Source organism: Sporanaerobacter sp. PP17-6a, assembly GCF_900095615.1.
Taxonomy (GTDB): Bacteria; Bacillota; Clostridia; order Tissierellales; family Acidilutibacteraceae; genus Acidilutibacter; species Acidilutibacter cellobiosedens.
The window spans coordinates 85,791-103,509 of record NZ_FMIF01000004.1 but is presented as its reverse complement, the minus strand read 5'-3'; the positions used below and the strand labels follow the sequence as shown (position 1 = coordinate 103,509).

The 17,719-nt window shown below is 33.8% G+C and carries 16 protein-coding genes; 1 reads left to right on the top strand and 15 read right to left on the bottom strand.

The genetic code is table 11. The annotated features are described in order from the left end of the window. Positions 1–26: 26 nt before the first annotated feature. From murA to PP176A_RS03430, 14 genes are all read right to left on the bottom strand, one after another. Positions 27–1,283 (bottom strand): UDP-N-acetylglucosamine 1-carboxyvinyltransferase, encoded by a 1,257-nt coding sequence (murA, locus tag PP176A_RS03495; protein ID WP_071139064.1) that lies wholly within the window; start codon positions 1,281–1,283, stop codon positions 27–29. Positions 1,284–1,363: 80 nt separating this feature from the next. Continuing rightward, on the bottom strand, positions 1,364–2,467 hold the full coding sequence (gene murG, locus PP176A_RS03490; RefSeq protein WP_071139063.1) for an undecaprenyldiphospho-muramoylpentapeptide beta-N-acetylglucosaminyltransferase: 1,104 nt from the start codon (positions 2,465–2,467) through the stop codon (positions 1,364–1,366). Beyond that, complete coding sequence (gene ftsW, locus PP176A_RS03485; protein ID WP_071139062.1) at positions 2,464–3,576, bottom strand: putative lipid II flippase FtsW; 1,113 nt, start codon at positions 3,574–3,576, stop codon at positions 2,464–2,466. The genes murG and ftsW overlap by 4 nt, the downstream gene beginning before the upstream one ends. Further along, entirely contained in the window at positions 3,554–4,939 is a 1,386-nt protein-coding gene (gene murD, locus PP176A_RS03480) for a UDP-N-acetylmuramoyl-L-alanine--D-glutamate ligase (RefSeq protein ID WP_071139061.1), read from the bottom strand. The genes ftsW and murD overlap by 23 nt, the downstream gene beginning before the upstream one ends. Before the next feature lie 23 nt (positions 4,940–4,962). Next, on the bottom strand, positions 4,963–5,928 hold the full coding sequence (gene mraY, locus PP176A_RS03475; RefSeq protein WP_200795988.1) for a phospho-N-acetylmuramoyl-pentapeptide-transferase: 966 nt from the start codon (positions 5,926–5,928) through the stop codon (positions 4,963–4,965). A 21-nt stretch (positions 5,929–5,949) separates the two neighbouring features. Next, entirely contained in the window at positions 5,950–7,419 is a 1,470-nt protein-coding gene (locus PP176A_RS03470; protein ID WP_071139060.1) for a UDP-N-acetylmuramoyl-L-alanyl-D-glutamate--2,6-diaminopimelate ligase, read from the bottom strand. A gap of 74 nt (positions 7,420–7,493) precedes the next feature. Beyond that, positions 7,494–9,680, bottom strand: coding sequence for a stage V sporulation protein D (locus PP176A_RS03465; protein ID WP_071139059.1), 2,187 nt, complete (start codon positions 9,678–9,680; stop codon positions 7,494–7,496). Positions 9,681–9,694: 14 nt separating this feature from the next. Continuing rightward, positions 9,695–10,168: a cell division protein FtsL gene (locus tag PP176A_RS03460; RefSeq protein WP_083381758.1), complete on the bottom strand. Its 474-nt coding sequence runs from the start codon at positions 10,166–10,168 to the stop codon at positions 9,695–9,697. A gap of 20 nt (positions 10,169–10,188) precedes the next feature. Then, on the bottom strand, positions 10,189–11,121 hold the full coding sequence (gene rsmH / locus PP176A_RS03455; RefSeq protein ID WP_071139163.1) for a 16S rRNA (cytosine(1402)-N(4))-methyltransferase RsmH: 933 nt from the start codon (positions 11,119–11,121) through the stop codon (positions 10,189–10,191). A gap of 15 nt (positions 11,122–11,136) precedes the next feature. Beyond that, positions 11,137–11,568 carry a division/cell wall cluster transcriptional repressor MraZ gene (gene mraZ, locus PP176A_RS03450; RefSeq protein ID WP_071139057.1) on the bottom strand — a complete coding sequence of 144 codons (432 nt, stop codon included), beginning with the start codon at positions 11,566–11,568 and terminating at the stop codon, positions 11,137–11,139. Between the two features lie 208 nt (positions 11,569–11,776). Continuing rightward, positions 11,777–12,520: a prolipoprotein diacylglyceryl transferase gene (gene lgt / locus PP176A_RS03445; RefSeq protein ID WP_071139162.1), complete on the bottom strand. Its 744-nt coding sequence runs from the start codon at positions 12,518–12,520 to the stop codon at positions 11,777–11,779. Positions 12,521–12,545: 25 nt separating this feature from the next. After that, entirely contained in the window at positions 12,546–13,814 is a 1,269-nt protein-coding gene (gene yfmH / locus PP176A_RS03440) for an EF-P 5-aminopentanol modification-associated protein YfmH (RefSeq protein WP_200795986.1), read from the bottom strand. Positions 13,815–13,830: 16 nt separating this feature from the next. Then, positions 13,831–15,096 (bottom strand): EF-P 5-aminopentanol modification-associated protein YfmF, encoded by a 1,266-nt coding sequence (gene yfmF, locus PP176A_RS03435; RefSeq protein WP_234958786.1) that lies wholly within the window; start codon positions 15,094–15,096, stop codon positions 13,831–13,833. A 117-nt stretch (positions 15,097–15,213) separates the two neighbouring features. After that, a complete protein-coding gene (locus PP176A_RS03430) occupies positions 15,214–15,678 on the bottom strand; it encodes a YhcN/YlaJ family sporulation lipoprotein (RefSeq protein ID WP_071139055.1) in 465 nt (154 codons plus the stop codon). 391 nt (positions 15,679–16,069) lie between these two features. Here PP176A_RS03430 and ychF point away from each other — a divergent pair, with 391 nt between their 5' ends. Further along, complete coding sequence (gene ychF / locus PP176A_RS03425; protein WP_071139054.1) at positions 16,070–17,161, top strand: redox-regulated ATPase YchF; 1,092 nt, start codon at positions 16,070–16,072, stop codon at positions 17,159–17,161. Between the two features lie 72 nt (positions 17,162–17,233). Here the strand turns inward: ychF and PP176A_RS03420 are convergent, their stop codons facing one another. Then, positions 17,234–17,467 carry a hypothetical protein gene (locus tag PP176A_RS03420; protein WP_128752696.1) on the bottom strand — a complete coding sequence of 78 codons (234 nt, stop codon included), beginning with the start codon at positions 17,465–17,467 and terminating at the stop codon, positions 17,234–17,236. Positions 17,468–17,719 lie beyond the last annotated feature (252 nt).

The following is a 17,719-nucleotide window of genomic DNA, read 5'->3' as shown; positions in this document are numbered from 1 at the left end:
TAACGGAAGCAGCAAAAGCTGCCCTGCTACGATGATACTTTAATAATATCTGCCCCAAGGGCTCTTAATTTTTCATCTAAATTTTCATATCCTCTTTCCATATGGAATATATTATCTATTACTGTAGTTCCCTTAGCTGCTAAACCTGCCAATACCAAGCTGGCACCTCCTCTTAAATCCTTCGCCGAAACATTTGCTCCCGTCAACTCCTTAACTCCCTTTACTACTGCGACTTTGCCTATAATCTTTATATTCGCTCCCATCCTTATTAACTCCTCAGCATGTTTAAATCTATTTTCAAATACAGTCTCCGATATAATACTTGTGCCGCCTGATATACTTAAAAGTGCCATCATCTGAGCCTGCATATCTGTAGGAAATCCCGGGTACGGAAGAGTTTGAATCATCTCTACCGGTTCTATTTTATTAGGACCAATAACCTTCAGCGAAGTACAATTGCTGTATATCAAACACCCTGCTTCTTTAAGCTTAGCCATAATAGCTTGAATATGCTCTATTTCAACATTGTTTATTATTACTTCTCCTTGAGTAATAGCCGCACAGGTCATAAAAGTGCCTGCAACAATTCGATCCGGTATAACCGTATGTTTTACTTCCTGAAATTTCTTCACTCCTTCAATCGTTATGACGCTGGTGCCTGCTCCAAATATCTTGGCACCGGACTTGTTTAAATAATTTTGTAAGTCTATAATCTCAGGTTCCCTTGCTGCATTCCTTATAACTGTAGTTCCCTCTGCCGTAACAGCTGCCAATATAGTATTTTCTGTAGCACCTACGCTCGGATAGTCTAACTGAATTTCACATCCCTTTAACCCATTACTTCTACATAACAGAAAACCATGGGATTCTTCTATTTGTGCCCCCATCTGTCTTAATGCTTTTAAATGTAGATCAATAGGCCTTGGGCCTATTTCACAACCGCCCGGGTAGCAAATATTCACTTCGCCACATCGAGAAAGCATAGCACCCATAAGTATTATGGAAGAGCGCATTTCTCTTACTAATTCCTCCGGTATATCTATTTTATCGAGAGAAGTTGAATCAACATATATAATATTATCTGTCCTTTCTACACGACAACCTATATAAAGTAAAATCTTTTCCATTATTTCTACATCTCTAAGGTCGGGAATATTAAATATTGTACTTGTATTATTTCCTATTACAGTTGCAGCTAAAATCGGCAATACCGAATTTTTCGCTCCGGAAATATTTACCTCTCCCCTTAATCTGCTTCCGCCATTAATAACATACTTACCCATTTCAGCACCTCCGGATGTGTAAACTACTCATATATCTATATATATTATGCATGTGATACGAAGGTGTTACAAATTTGGGTTTATTTAAGTATGGTCTCTACAATATCCACTATCTTAGATGCCGCATTTGTTCTACCAATGTTTTTACTGTTTAATGACATCTCATAAAGTTTATTCTTATCTTTTATTAATTTCATGATGCTTTCATATAATTTTTCTCCCGTCAAGTCTTTTTCAAGAATAAGCAAACCCGCTCCTGCCTTTTCAATGGCTTTGCCATTATATACTTGGTGATTCTCCGCGGTATAACTCTTGGGAATTATTATACTGGGAATGCCTAAAGCTGTCAATTCCGCAATGGCTATTGCTCCTCCGCTGGTAATCACAAGGTTTGCCGTATTTAACCCTAAAGGCATATCGAAAAAATAAGGTAAAATTTTAATATTATCTTTTAATATTATTCCGTCTTTCTTAAGATTTGCAGCAAAATCACTATAAAACCTCTTGCCTGTTACATGCATTATTTGAACGTCGGAATGTGAAGCAACTTTTTTAACCACCCAATACATTGCATCATTTAATTTTTTTTGTCCTCCGCTTCCTCCAAAAGATAATATAAAGGGAACATCAGAATCAATGTTCAACTTCTTAAAAGCTTCCTCTTTATTAACAGACATTATACTCTTACGTATGGGGTTCCCTGTAAAGACTATTTTCTCCGGATACTTAAAATATTTTTCAGATTCATGAAAGCTGACAGCTATTTTAGTAACATATTTTGATAATATTTTATTTGTGATTCCCGGAAAAGCATTTTGTTCATGAATAATGCTGGGTATCTTTTTTTTGCTTCCAACATAGACCACTGGTCCGCTCACATATCCTCCGGTACCTATTATTATATCCGGTTTAAATTTATTGATGATTTTCCTTGAATCGAATATACCATGTATTAACTTTACAGATGATACAATGCTCTCCTTGGACAGCTTTCTGGGAAGCCCTTCCACCCTTATGGTTTCAAATTTAAAACCCTCCTTCGGGACCAATTCGCTTTCTAAGCCTTCTTTTGTTCCGACATAAAGAATATCGCTATTTTTATATCTCTCTTTGATTTCATTTGCTATAGATAATGCAGGGTAGATATGGCCTCCCGTTCCTCCCCCGGTAATTAAGAACTTCATCTTTTCTCACCTCCACTTAGATTCGTGTTTCTGGATATGTTTAGGAGAATTCCTATTGCCGACATATAAATTGCCAAAGAAGTTCCGCCATAACTTATAAATGGAAGAGGTATTCCCGTTGGGGGTATAGATGATGTCACTACAGCTATATGTATGAGAGTCTGAATTGTGATCAAAGCAACTATCCCCGAAGAAAGGAGGCAGCCAAAAAGATCTTCCACGTTCAATGCTATTTTTATTCCTCTCCATATTACCAGTACAAAAAGAAGTATTATAGTTATACATCCCAAAAAACCCAACTCTTCACCTATAATCGAAAATATAAAATCATTATAAGGCTCGGGGATATAAAAAAACTTTTGTCTGCTCTTTCCCAATCCCAATCCGAAAAGCCCTCCGGAGCCTAAGGCATATAAAGATTGAACTACCTGATAACCGCCTTCCGATTTATAGGCAAAAGGATCTTTAAAAGAAAGATATCTGGCCACCCTATAGGAATGAGACACTATGGAAAAATACAGAGCAGCTGTGCCTCCTATTCCCAAGACAATCATATGGCTGATTCTCATCCCCGAAATAAATAGCATAGCTACTAAAGTAAGTGCCAAAGTAACTGTAGTGCTTAAGGCTTTTTGAATATATATCAGTCCGCAAGATATGCCTATTACAACAAGAGAAGGAATAAGACCCTTTTTTATACTTTTTATATCCTCCTTTCTTTTAGACAGAAATGAAGCAAAAAATATAATAGAACCGAATTTAATCAGATCAGACGGCATAAAGGTAGTAAACCCTAAATTTATCCATCTTCTTGCTCCGTTATATTCTACTCCCAAAGGAGAAAATATTAAAAGTCCTGATATTATGGTAATTAAAAATATCAATTTAGACATCTTATCAAGCCTTTTATAATCAAAGTTCATAAAAAAAAACATTCCCGCAAGCCCTATTAAACCTGCCATCAACTGTTTCTTTAAATAAAAATAACCATCCTTCATTTTGTATATAGCATCAGGCCAGCTTGAACTGAACACCATTATTATTCCTATAAAAACTAACAGCATAGTAGCTAAAAGTAAAGTAAAATCAACGGATTTTTTCTTTGCCATCTGAATCCCCCTTTATTTCCATGACAGCTTTTTTAAAATCCCTTCCCCTAACTTCATAGTTTTCATACATATCCCAACTGGCACATGCCGGAGAGAGAAGTACTTTATCCCCTTTTTGTGAAAGCCGGAAGCTTTTCTTCACTGCCTCTTTCATATTATCTACCATAAATATATTATTAAAATTATATTTTAAAGCAGTTTTTTTTATTTTTTCTTTAGTTTCTCCAAGGAGTACCAAATCTTTTACTCTTCCTTCAAAGGTCTTTACAAAATCATCAAATTCATTGCCTTTATCCATGCCTCCTGCAATAAGTATAATTGAATTTTCCAATGTTTCTACAGCTTTTATACTGGCATCTGCATTAGTTCCTTTAGAATCATTATAAAATTTTACTCCGTCTATCTCAGTCACATATTCTATCCTGTGCTCCACTCCTTCAAAAGTGGATAAAACATCTTTTATAATGTTAAAGGGAATCCCCATTGTCCATCCTATGGAGACAGCTCCCAAGGCATTTTGTAAATTGTGCTTCCCTGGTATATTAACTTCTTTATAAGGCATTATTTTATTAATTGTCTTTCCATCATTTATAACTATATAATCTTCATCAATATATACTCCTCTGTTTAAAATACTGTCCGTACTGAACCATATCAATTTTCCCCTTGCATCCCTGCCGATTTTTCTAAGTATTTCATCATCGTAATTAAGGATTGTATAATCATTTTCATCTTGGTTAATGAATATCTTTTTCTTTGCATTTATATAGTTTTCATAAGATTTATGCCAATTCATATGATCCGGGGTTATATTAAGTATAAGGCTTACTTTGGGTTTAAAATGTTTCGTATTTGCCAATTGAAAACTACTTGCTTCAATGACAAATACGTCATCCTTATTTCCATTAGCTACCTTCCAGAGAATGCCCACTCCAATATTGCCTGTTACATAAGTATTATATCCTGCTTTTTTAAATAGTTCTCCGGTTAAAGTAGTTGTAGTTGTTTTTCCATTAGTCCCCGTTATTGCTATAAAATTGTTATCAGTCATTATCCTATAGGCAAGTTCAATATCGGTTATTACCTCTATTCCTGCCTTTTCAGCTCTTTTTAATACAGGTATATCCGGAAGTATACCCGGACTCTTTATTATCATGTCAATATTGTCCAAGGATATATCATTAGTTCCTAAACGTAACTCAACAGGATAAGACGAAATCTCCTTTAAATATTTCTCTAATTCCTCTTCTTTTTTCAAATCACTTATGACAACATCGGCACCTAACTTATATAAAGCTTTAATTGTAGAAACTCCTGTTATCCCTAACCCCAAAATTAGTATTTTTTTCCCTTTCAAGTACAAGTCTAATCACCTATCTTTCCAATTTATTTTAAACTTATTGTTCCTATTAAACACAGTATTACTGTTATTGTCCAAAAAACTAATACAACTTTTGTTTCTTTCCACCCTTTTTGTTCAAAGTGATGATGAAGAGGAGCCATCAAAAATACTCTTTTACCTGTTAATTTAAAAGAAACTACTTGAATGATCACCGATAAAGATTCTATAAAATATATGCCTCCTACAATAGGTATTATTAACGGAAGATTTAAAAGTATGGCAATAGCGGAAACTGCTCCTCCCAAGGCCATTGAACCCGTATCCCCCATCATTATCTTGGCAGGATAGGAATTATAAACTAAAAATCCAAGGCAAGCTCCGGCTAATGACGTCGAAAAGACAGCCATGGAATTCATTCCTTGATTGAGAGCTACCATTCCAAAGAAGGACATTACTATCATAGTTATTCCTGAAGCCAAGCCGTCTAATCCATCAGTCAAGTTTACGCTGTTAACCGTACCGACTACTACAAAAGCAATAAACGGAATATAAAGCATCCCTAAATCCAAATATTTGCTTTTTAAAAAAGGTATTATAATTTTTGTCCCCAACTCAGAAGTATATGATTGATATACAGCCAAAATAACAGCTAAAATAATTTGAGCTATTAACTTCTGATGGGCTTTTAACCCTAAGGATCTTTTTTTAACAATCTTTATGTAATCATCCACAAATCCTATTAACCCAAATCCTAAAGTAGAGAGGAGCAATACTATCATATCCTTATTCATTATTCCGGAAGTAACGGAAGTAATAAAAAGTGCTATAATCATTATTATTCCTCCCATAGTGGGAGTCCCCTTCTTTTTAAGATGAGTCTTAGGTCCATCTTGTCTTATATTTTGCCCAATATGAAGTCTTCTTAGTAAGGGAATAAAAATCAATCCTAAAATCAATGTAATAATAAAAGAAATTACTATAACTCTGATAATATCGATATAATCAGCCATCGTTGCTCTCCTCTCTTATAATTATCTTTCGTGATTAAGCTCTTTAAGTGTATATTCTACTATTTCCCTTTCGTCAAAGGGCAGCTTCTTACCTTTAATAATGGTGTAAGTCTCATGCCCTTTTCCCGCAAGTATTATTATATCATTAGGTTTTGCATTTTCAACCGCATACTTTATAGCTTCTCTTCTATCGATAATCTTTATATAGTTATCAGTAACTTTTTTAACCCCGACTATTACATCATCTATTATTTTTTCGGGATCTTCATCTCGGGGGTTATCCGATGTGACTATAGGCAGATCGCAATGATTTGCTACTACCTCTCCCATAATAGGTCTTTTTGTCTTATCTCGGTTTCCTCCTGCTCCAAAGACCACTACCTTTCTACCCTGAGCAAATTCATCTATTAAAGTAAGTAAATTTTCTAATTCATTAGGTGTATGAGCAAAGTCTATTATAACGGAAAAATCCCTCTTAGTAGGCACTATTTCAAATCTTCCTTTTACACCTTGAACTTTTTCCAGTCCTTTTTTTATATTATCTAAATCTATGTTATAAGCATAAGCGCAGCTTGCTGCAGCAAGAGAATTATATACGCTAAACTTCCCCGGAATATTAAAATTAATAGGGATTGAGCCTTTGGGAGTATTTAACAGAAAATTTACTCCATTTAAGCTGTATTTTACATCTGTGGCAAATATATCTCCCTTGGCGTCAAAGCCATAAGTCAATAAAGGTACTTTCGAATCTTCAATCTTTTCTATCAATCTCCTGCCATATTCGTCATCTAAATTTACAATATTGTATTTGTTTGTTTTATAAAAAAGTCTTGATTTAACTTCAAAATAATCATCCATCGTTTTGTGAAAATCCAGATGGTCCCTTGATAAATTAGTAAATAATCCTATCTCAAACTCACAGTATTCTATTCTTTTAAGAAAAATAGAGTGAGATGATACTTCCATGGCACAGTATTCAGTCCCTGATTTTAACATTTCATATAGATATTTTTGAATTATCAAAGATTCCGGAGTAGTATTGCCTGTCTTTACGACTTCCTTATTTATAATATTACCCATAGTTCCAATAATTCCACACTTTAAACCCGATTCTTCCATAATACTTTTGATTAGATAAGTAGTAGTGGTTTTTCCGCTTGTTCCGGTTATCCCAATCAAATGCATATCATGAGAAGGATTTTTATAGTAATTGGAGCTTAATTTGGCTAAGGCAGTTCTGCTATCCTTTACCTTTATTACCGTAACATGATCCGGTAAGTTCACGCTTTTTTCCGTAACTACCGCTACGGCACCCTTGTCTAATGCAGCATCTATGTAATTACATCCGTCATCTCTATATCCACTTATTGCTACAAATAAATATCCCCTTCCAATCTTCCTGGAATCAGAATCTATTCCTTCAATTTCTAAATCTTTCCTTCCCGTAATAGTCTCACAACTTAGTCCCTTAATTAAATCTCTTAAGTTCATATTTACACCTGCCTTTAATCAAAATCATAAACAATCAATTAAAAGGCAACCTAATCAGCTGCCCTTTAATAAAATCATTCCTTAATTTCTGAAAGTTCAACTTCAACAACTGTATCCGAATTAATTTCTTCTCCTGCCTTAGGTTTTTGATCTTTTACAATCCCATTACCGGTAAACCTGTATTTCAAATTCAATTCATCAAGCTCTTTGACTGCTTCGTCTCTGCTTTTACCTTTTAAATCTATCATTATCATCGCTTCATTATCTTTTCTCTTTTCTTTTAAATATATATCAATTATAGAGCCTTTGGTCACTTCGGTACCGGGAAGGGGAAACTGATCTATTACAACGGAATTTTCCGTTACTTCGGCAACTTCCGTATTATATTTAAATCCTAAATTACTTAAAATCTTTCCTGCCTCCGAAATAGTCTTATTCGTTACATCCGGAACTACTACCTTTGTAGAAAGTTCTTCCTTTTCCTTCTCGGAATATTTAGGTTCTACTCCCAGATATTTTAATGTTTCCTCTACAAGTTCACCAGCAATAGGTGCTGCAACCACGCCTCCATAATATGCCCCATTACTCGGTTCGTCGATTATAAAAAGAACTGCAATCTTCGGATCATCCGTGGGAGCTATTGCCGCAAAAGAAGCAATATATTTCCCCGGAGCATATTTACCATCAATTACCTTTTGAGCCGTACCGGTCTTGCCTCCGATTCTATATCCGGGTATATAAGCACTTTTCCCGGTTCCTTCGGATACTACGGACTCCAATATGCCCAATAAAGTTTTACACGTTTCCTCCGACAACACTTTTCTTTTTACTTCCGGCTTTATTTCCTGCTGGACGTTACCCTTCTCATCTACTAACTCCTTTACTATTCTGGGCTTCATTAAATTTCCCCCGTTAGCTACGGAAGAAATGGCAGTAATAAGTTGCATAGGGGTTACCGCAATTCCTTGCCCATAAGAAATGGTGGCAAGATTTACTTCCTTTATACTGCTTACACTTTTAGGTATGATTCCCGCTTGTTCTCCTGTTAAATCCACACCAGTATTTTCACCAAAACCAAATGCTTTTATGTATTCAAGCATCTTTTCTTTTCCAATTTTCCTTCCTACATTTACAAAGACAACATTGCATGAATTCCGAACTCCTTCAGCAAATGTTTGAGCTCCATGGGGATTATACCACCTGCTGCACTTTAAAACTACTCCCGGAATATCTCTTATAAAACCGTTACAATAAAAAGGAGTGTCAGGAGTTACCACATTTTCTTCCAAAGCTATGGCAGATGTGATTATCTTAAAGGTAGAGCCCGGTTCATAAGCATCATTTATAGAAAAGTTTCTCCACATATCATACCACTTTTTTTGAAGTTCTTCTTGTGACAAATTATCCCATTCTTTTTTTTCTTCCTCATTTAACGGCTCTCTGGGCTCATTGGGATCATAATCGGGTTTTGTTGCCATAGCCAATATATCCCCTGTTTTAGGTTCCATAATTATTACGGAAACATTTTTAGCTTTATTCTGCACAAGAGCTTCCGTAGCCGCTTTTTCAGCAAAATGCTGTATTGTTTCATCTATAGTAAGGACTACACTTAAACCATCTTTGGCATCAAATATTTTTTCTCCTCCAAAGGGTAATTGCCTTCCGGCAACATCAGTAGTTTTTACCCATTTACCAGGAGTACCTTTTAAAAATTTATCATAGGTCTTTTCTATTCCATATAGTCCGTCGTTGTCAATATTCGTAAATCCCAAAATATAACTTGCAAAATTTCCATAAGGATAATATCTTTTATTATCATCTATAATTTCAATTCCCGTAATTTTATCCTTTACTAAACTCTGACGTAATTTTGTTGCCTCGTCATTGCTTATCCACTGTTTAATTTTTTCTGTTCTCTGATTTTTGGTAATCTTATCATATACTGTTTTTTCATCAAGATTCAATATATCCGCAACTAATTTGGCCGTTTTTTCCGGTTCTTTTATATCGGCAGGCCTGGCCCAAACAGTATAAGCACTAATGCTCATGGCTAATTTTTTACCATTTTTGTCATATATTACTCCTCTTTTAGCTTTTATCTCAATACCTTTAGTCCATTGTTCAAGAGCTTCCTTTTTTAAATCCTCTCCTCTTACAATCTGCCAAAATCCCAATCTAATAACAAGAACAAATACGATTATTGTTACCGAAAAAAATATTACGACTAACCTTTTCTTAGTAGAATAACTAGGCGTTGTCATAGAAACCAACCCCCTTAAAATAGATTTATTATTGCGCTCAGAATATTCTTAAAGTATTTTTTTACTGCAACGTTACTATCTTCTTTTTGTTCTTCCTTTAACTTATTTTCATTGACATCTAAATATACTATTTGAGCTTCAGTGGGATAATTCATCCCCAATTTAGCTGTAGCATCTTCTTCTATTTTAGCGGAATTTTTCACTTCCTCCAATTCAGAAAGTTTTTCCTGTTTTTCTTTCTCCAATGTATTTTTTTCACTTTCCAATTTAGATATTTCAACTCTCATTTGAGTTAGCTGAGTATATCTGAATAAAATGGACAAACAGGCCGCAAGAAAAATAAATGCATATAAAAATAATTTCAATTTATTTCTGGTCTGAGCTTTTCTTTTAGCTTTTCTCTTTTCTCTTTGTACTTTATTTTCATAAACGCGATCTTCTCCATAATAATACTTTTCTTCTTTTTTAGCTACTAACAATTTATTCATCCCTCCTTTCTTTTAGAACATCAAACTTTCTCGCCGATTCTCAGTTTAGCACTTCTTGCTCTTGGATTTTTACTCAGTTCATCTTCCGTTGGAACAATAGGTTTCTTGGTGATAATTTCTATTTCCTTTTTCCTATTACATACACATATAGGAAAATCTTTAGGGCAAATGCATCCTGTATTGAGTTCTTTAAAATTCTCTTTGACAATTCTGTCCTCTAAGGAATGAAATGTTATTATGCATATCCTTCCTTTAGGTTTTAAAAGATTACATAATGCAGGAATCGATTTTTTTAAAATTTCCAGTTCTTTATTAACTTCAATTCGTATAGCCTGAAAGGTCTTTTTTGCAGGGTGGTGTCCTGACGCTCTGGCCCCTTTTGGAATTGCCTTTTTGATTATTGATACAAGCTGAAAAGTGGTATCAATTGGGCTATTTCTTCTTTCCTCAACTATAAATTTTGCTATTCTCTTTGACCACCTTTCATCTCCGTATTTCCATAAAATATCGGAAAGCTCTTTTTCCTTGTATTTGTTGACTACATCCCAGGCTCTTAAATTATTTTCTCTATCCATTCTCATATCCAAAGGCGCATCTTTTTGATAGGAAAATCCTCTTTCTCTTTCATCGAACTGATAGGAAGATACTCCTAAATCCAGGAAGATTCCATCTACCTTGTCAATATTCAGATTCGATAATATCTGAGGAATATTTTTAAAATTATCATGAATTATTTCTGCTCTTTCTAAATAATCTTTTAGGACATCTTTTGCTTTATTTATAGCATCCATATCCTGATCTATCCCCACTAACTTTCCATTATCAAGTCCTTCAATTATTTTCAAAGAATGACCTGCGCCACCCAAAGTCCCATCAACATAAATTCCGTCTTTTTTTATGTTTAATCCTTTTATTACTTCATTTAACAATACAGGGGTATGTTCGAAATCCAAAATATCAACTCCCATTTATATTCCCAGTTCAGCCATCTTTTCTGCAATTCTTTCATAACTTAAACTGTCATCTTCATTATATTTATTCCATTCTTCTTTGCTCCATATTTCTACCCTGGTTGATACTCCTATTATTACCGCATCCTTATTTAATTTGGCATGTTCCCTTAAACTTAACGGAATAAGTATTCTTCCCTGTTTATCGATTGTACACTCATTGGCCCCGGCAAAGAAAAATCTTACAAAGGCCCTTGCATCTTTATTTGTCAACGGTAGGGATTTAAGTTTGTTTTCTAATTGAACCCAGCCCTCCTGAGGATAAACAAAAAGACAACTATCAAGCCCTTTGGTCATAATAAAATTTTCTCCCAAAGAATCGCGAAACTTAGAAGGAACTATCAATCTTCCCTTACTATCCAGGGAATGCTTATATTCTCCGATAAACATTTTACTCACTCCACTTTAGGAATATTTCTCCCACTTCCATCCACTTTAAACCACATTTATATACTTCTATATATATTTTTAAATTCCTTCTATGAAGTAAAAAAAAAGGCCTATTATTTATAGGCCTTTTGTACTATATTTATACATATTTATTAAACTTTCTTCATATTTCGCCACTGAAATATGAGAACACCTGAACCAAATACTTTTACATGTACTTCATATCAACATTTTTCCTTCTATATCTAAAAATGATAGCCACTCCGATTACGGTGATCACACTTACCAACTGGGCAACTCTTATATTTCCCAACATTAAACTGTCTGTTCTTAAACCTTCTATCCAGAACCTGCCTACCGAATACAACGCCAGATACAAAAGAAAAGTTTCTCCTACCGTTTCTTCCTTATTTCTTCTATACCAAAGTAAAAAGAAAAAAACCGCCAAATCCCATATGGACTCATACAAAAATGTAGGATGTACCTTTTGTCCGTTAATTATTATTCCCCATGGTAAATTCGTAGGCCCTCCGTGAGCCTCCTGGTTAGCAAAGTTTCCCCATCTTCCAATTGATTGTCCCAATATGATGCTTGGAGCACAGATATCTGTAATTTTCCAAAAACTTAATTTTCTTTTTCTGCAAAATATAATTGCAACCAATACGGCCGCAATTATTGTACCATGTATTGCAAGCCCGCCTCCTCTGAAATTAAATATTTCTCTTAAATGGTCCTTATAATAGTACCAGCTAAAAATGACATAGTATATTCTGGCTCCTATTGCAGAAATAGGAACAGCAAATATAAATAAATCTATCAAGGTGTCCTCGTCAATCCCTACTCTTTTTCCTTCCTTTAAAGCTAAATACGCTCCGATTATTACCGCACAGGATATAAATATTCCATACCATCTTATAGGAAATCCAAATATTTCGAAAGCAACAAGATTCAACATAAAGCCTCCTCACCATCCAACGCTATTTTACAGGTTTTATAACAGAAAAAGTAAAGTTATCCTTTCTTAAATGAGATATAAATCTATCTTCTATATCTTTAAAATTAATTTTATTCATAGCATTCAAATAATCTAAAAATATAAAATCAATAAAATAATAGTTTACAAAATTGCTTCCAATATATTCTATGGAATTCAACCCGGTCAAAAAATTTCCAATATATTTTCTCTTAATTCTTTCAAAATCCTCTCTTGAAAGGCCCTTCCTTTTAAGGTCCTCTATATGGGATTCTATTCTTTCAAAAACCAATTTGGGTTTAAGAGTCTGCCCTACTATTATAGAATGCCCATAATCCTTATATCCAGTATAATATGACCCAAAACTGTTGTCAATAAGTCCTTCATTATATAAGGATTGAAATAACAAAGAGCTTTCTCCAAATATCATATTAAGCATTATATTAGTAGATATATCTCTAAGGATCAGTTCTTCTCCACTTTCATTGACTGATTCAAAATTATCCTTAAATCCTATTGAAAAAAGTGGAATGGATATAGGAAGATATTCTTCCATATAGGATTTTTGAATATTTTCCGGTTCGTTAGCCTGCACCCTCTCTATTTTTCCTTCAATACTGCCCTTTTGGGCTTCCCGCTTATTAACAGTTTCCATTATCTTTTCAAAGGAAAGATCCCCGGCAATAACCAGAACCATATTCTGAGGATGGTAAAAAGTATTATAACATTTATACAGTATTTCTTTATTTATCTTTTTAATGCTTTCCACTGTACCTGCAATATCATTTTTCACCGGATGATTAATATACATTCCCTTAAGGCAATTAAAATAAACTTTCCAATTAGGGCTGTCCTCATACATTTTTATTTCCTGCTCTATTATTCCTTTTTCCTTCTCGACGTTTTCATCGGTAAAATACGGGTCTTGTACAAAATGGATAAGAAGTTTCAAATTTTCATAAAAATTATCAGTACAGGAAAAGAGATAAGCTGTTTGGTTAAAATTAGTATAGGCATTAACATTTGCCCCTAAATAAGAAAATTTATCAAATATGTTTTCGTCGGGTTCCTCAAACATTTTATGTTCTAAAAAATGTGCCACTCCTTCAGGTGATTCTTCTATTTTATCATTTGAGCCATAATCAGTTGCAAATACAGCAAATTTTTTACTATAACCCTCTTTAGGAATATAGTATACCTTTAATCCATTGTTACTTTTATCATACAGAACCTTTTCTTTTATATGAATGTTTTCATAAGTTTTTATACTCAAGCACCTTTCCTCCCATCTATAAATAATTATTCTTTGTTAAAAAATATATGGTATCAAAATATATTCTATTGCAGGCTTCCACTATTTCATCTTTTTTTACATCATCTATATCTTTTAATATATCTTCAAGGTTCCTCTCATCTTTTGAAAGAATCTGACTTAAGAAAAACTCGGAAATCAAATAATTACTGTCCACTAAGGATTTAATTGATGCAGAAACTGATTTTTTGGATATATCAATATCCTGCTCTGTAAACAATCCCTTTTTCATGTTGTCTAATTCACTTCTGATAAGTTCCAACACTCTTTGAAAATCATCGAAGTTAATCCCGGCATCAATGACCATAATGGATTTAAATTTATAAACCGTAGATTTGATATAATAAGCAAGGCTTTCCTTTTCCCTTATATTCCTAAATAATTTGGAATTAGCTCCTCCTCCCAATATGTCACTGGCTAATATCAATCCATTATAAAGGGGATCTTCATAAGGAATACCTGCTCTGCAGCCTACCGCAATTTTCCCCTGGTTTACATTCATCTCTTCATGAATCATATTTTTAGTCTGAACAAGATTTAATATTTTTTCTCTCTGAATCGGAACTATTGTCTTTCTTTCTACAGAAAAAAGTTTTTTTAATTCTTCAGCGACATCTTCTTTATAATTTCCCACCATAAATATCTCTATGTATGACGTGTTCAATACATCCAAATAATATTTATATAAAGTGGAGCTGTTTATCTTCTCAATATCTTCTATATAGCCATATTCATAAGTACTGTATTTCTCATTCTTGCACATCTCTTCTATGCATCTTTCTATTGCATACTGACCTTTATCGTTTATCTTTCCTTCTATTATTTTTTTCAGATTTTCCTTTTCCTGCTCTACATAATCTTTCTTAAATACTCCATTTTCGGTTACGGGGTCATATATCAGTTCCTTTAATAATTTAATAACTTCAATAGGATATTCTTTGTCTTCCACATAAGATTCTTCGGGGCTTTCTACAGTAAATCTTTCTATATGCCTTTCTCCCACTTTTCTGACCCCAACGCTTAGACTTGCTCCATACATATTTTCAAGTTTTCTTTCCAATTTTAAATTAGTGTCAAATCTCTCTGTTCCTCTTCTTAGAACCATTGGAAATAAAGCATTTTGTGTGGCCTCTTCTCTGTTTAAGGGCCTTATTATATAGAAACTTATTAAATTGGTCTTAAATTTATCCGTCCTTATTAGGTTTAGATTTATCCCCTTTCCTATATTCTTTCTCTCCTTCATTAAAATCAATTATTCTACCTCCTTTTACACAAATATATTTTTATAATACCCAAATTACCCAAAAAAATATTGTTAATATTTATTATATGAAAAAATCCAGTCCTAAGACCAGATTTTTTATTCCTTTTCAATCTCATTAATTATCTTTTCAATATCACTGCTGAATTTTTCAATATTTTCTCCGTTGCATATATTATCTACTATACCTTCTATTTTGTCAAATTTTTTTCTGTCACTTGTAACAAATGCCTCTTTTAATTTAGTATCGCTTGAAAGACTTGTATCTTTGACTAATTTCTCCTGCTCATCCGAAAAGATAAAATCCTCAGCAGGAACTACTGCCACTACCGCTTTATCCTTGTAAATAAGAACTACCGCATCATCAATGCCGAATAAATCAACAACACAATCAGCTAAATTCTCAATTCTTTCAATGAGTTGAGAATTATTTACTACAGAAAGACTGCTAATGCTTTTATCCTCTTTTAAATCCTCTGCTTCCTTCTCATTACAGCCGTATAGAGGCAGAGCCATAATTAACACCAAAAACATCAATATAAATCTATTTTGTATTTTTTTCATAATATCCTCCTCCCTTCATCTTTAGTTTTACACTTTCTCCAAAAATTATAATAAAAACTTAAAAATATTATATAAAAAGGGCTTCAATTGAAAATAGTAAATTAAAATCTTTTGTTGAAACCCATTTGGGCCAAGTGTAAACTAATGGAAATTATGATTTTATTATTGGTTATAAAAATAACTTGCCTCTGTGATTTACAGAGGCATATATTAAGAGGGGGAATGAAACACAAACAGATATTATTTAATTCAATATAATATTACATGTATCATGTTACGAGAATGTTAAAGCAATATTAATTTTGTATTAAATATGCTATATTGAATATATCAAACAGTTGATATATAATTATTTTCATGAATAATATTAATTCTTGAAAGGAAGATTCAAATGAAACTCGGTATAGTTGGACTGCCAAATGTAGGAAAAAGCACACTGTTTAATGCCTTAACATCAGCAAAAGTAGATGCTGAAAATTATCCTTTCTGTACTATAGAGCCAAATGTAGGAATTGTTCCCGTGCCTGACGAACGGTTAAACAAATTGGCCCATTTAATGAAACCGGAAAAAATAACTCCCGCAACGGTAGAATTTGTAGATATAGCGGGATTGGTTAAAGGAGCAAGTAAAGGAGAAGGATTGGGAAACAAATTTCTTTCTCACATTCGTGAAGTTGAAGCAATCGTTCATGTCGTAAGATGCTTTGAAGATGAAAATGTAACTCATGTGGAAGGAAAAATAGATCCTGTAAGGGATATTGAAATCATAACTTTGGAATTAATGCTTGCTGATTTAGATATAGTAGACAAAAGGCTTTCCAAAATAGAAAAAATGTTAAAAAGCGATAAAAGCTACGAAAAGGAAATCAATATTTTAAAGGAAATCAAAAACACAATAGAAAAGGAACTTCCTTTGAAAAACCTCAATCTTAATGAAGAGGAGCTAAATATCATTAAGGGATTAAATTTATTATCTCTGAAGCCTGTTTTATATGTATGTAATGTCTCCGAAGACGATTTGATAAAGGGCGATGAAAATTCATATGTAAAGGAAGTAAAGGAATATGCAAAGAAAGAAAATTCATCTGTTATGGTCATCTCTGCAAAAATAGAATCTGAAATTGCTCAATTGGATAAATCCGAAAAAGAAACTTTTTTGGAAGAATTAAATATTAAGGAATCCGGATTGGATAAACTTATAAAGGTCAGCTATGATCTGTTGGGACTTATGAGTTTTCTTACAGCCGGACCTAAAGAAGTAAGGGCTTGGACTATTAAAAAGGCTACAAAAGCACCTCAGGCTGCCGGAAAAGTCCATTCCGATATGGAAAGGGGATTTATAAGAGCCGAAGTCATTAATTATAAGGATTTATTAGAATGTGAAGGATATACTTGCGCTAAGGAAAAAGGCCTCATTCGTTCGGAAGGAAAAGATTATGTAATGCAGGATGGGGATGTGGTGGTATTCAGATTCAATGTATAAAAAATGAAAACAGCAAATAACCCTCCCTTTCTAAGATGAGGGCTATTTGCTAATCTATTCTCTTTCGCCGGTTTACTCCTCGCTTTTACTTAAAAGTTCAAGGGGTTCCGCTTTTAAGTTATTTTTGATAAATATAAGTGAAATGATAAGTGATACAAAAATCACCGTAAGACATACGAAAACCGGTGTCAGTGGATTCACCGATACACTGATTTCACTTGAATTCGCCATCTTATCGGAATTGTTTACCCAGTTGCTGAAAGCCGTGCTGTACAGTTCCGTTTCCATGTCCGTTGATTTCGACATGACAAAATCCGCTGTCTTAAATCCGGCAAAACTCCCTATAACTGATCCTATAGATATAATTATAAGAATACCGTAGAGCATGGACAATGTACATTGCTGTTTTTCACGGGTTCTGAAGGGATAACCACCGCATTCCTTCCCAGTTCATACCCTGTGGGTTCTGTTTCAGGGTTAGCGGTATTGCTGTAAAATCCTACAATTTTATTGAAGATGTAATTTTCCTATTGGTTATAAAAAGGGCTTCACACTAAA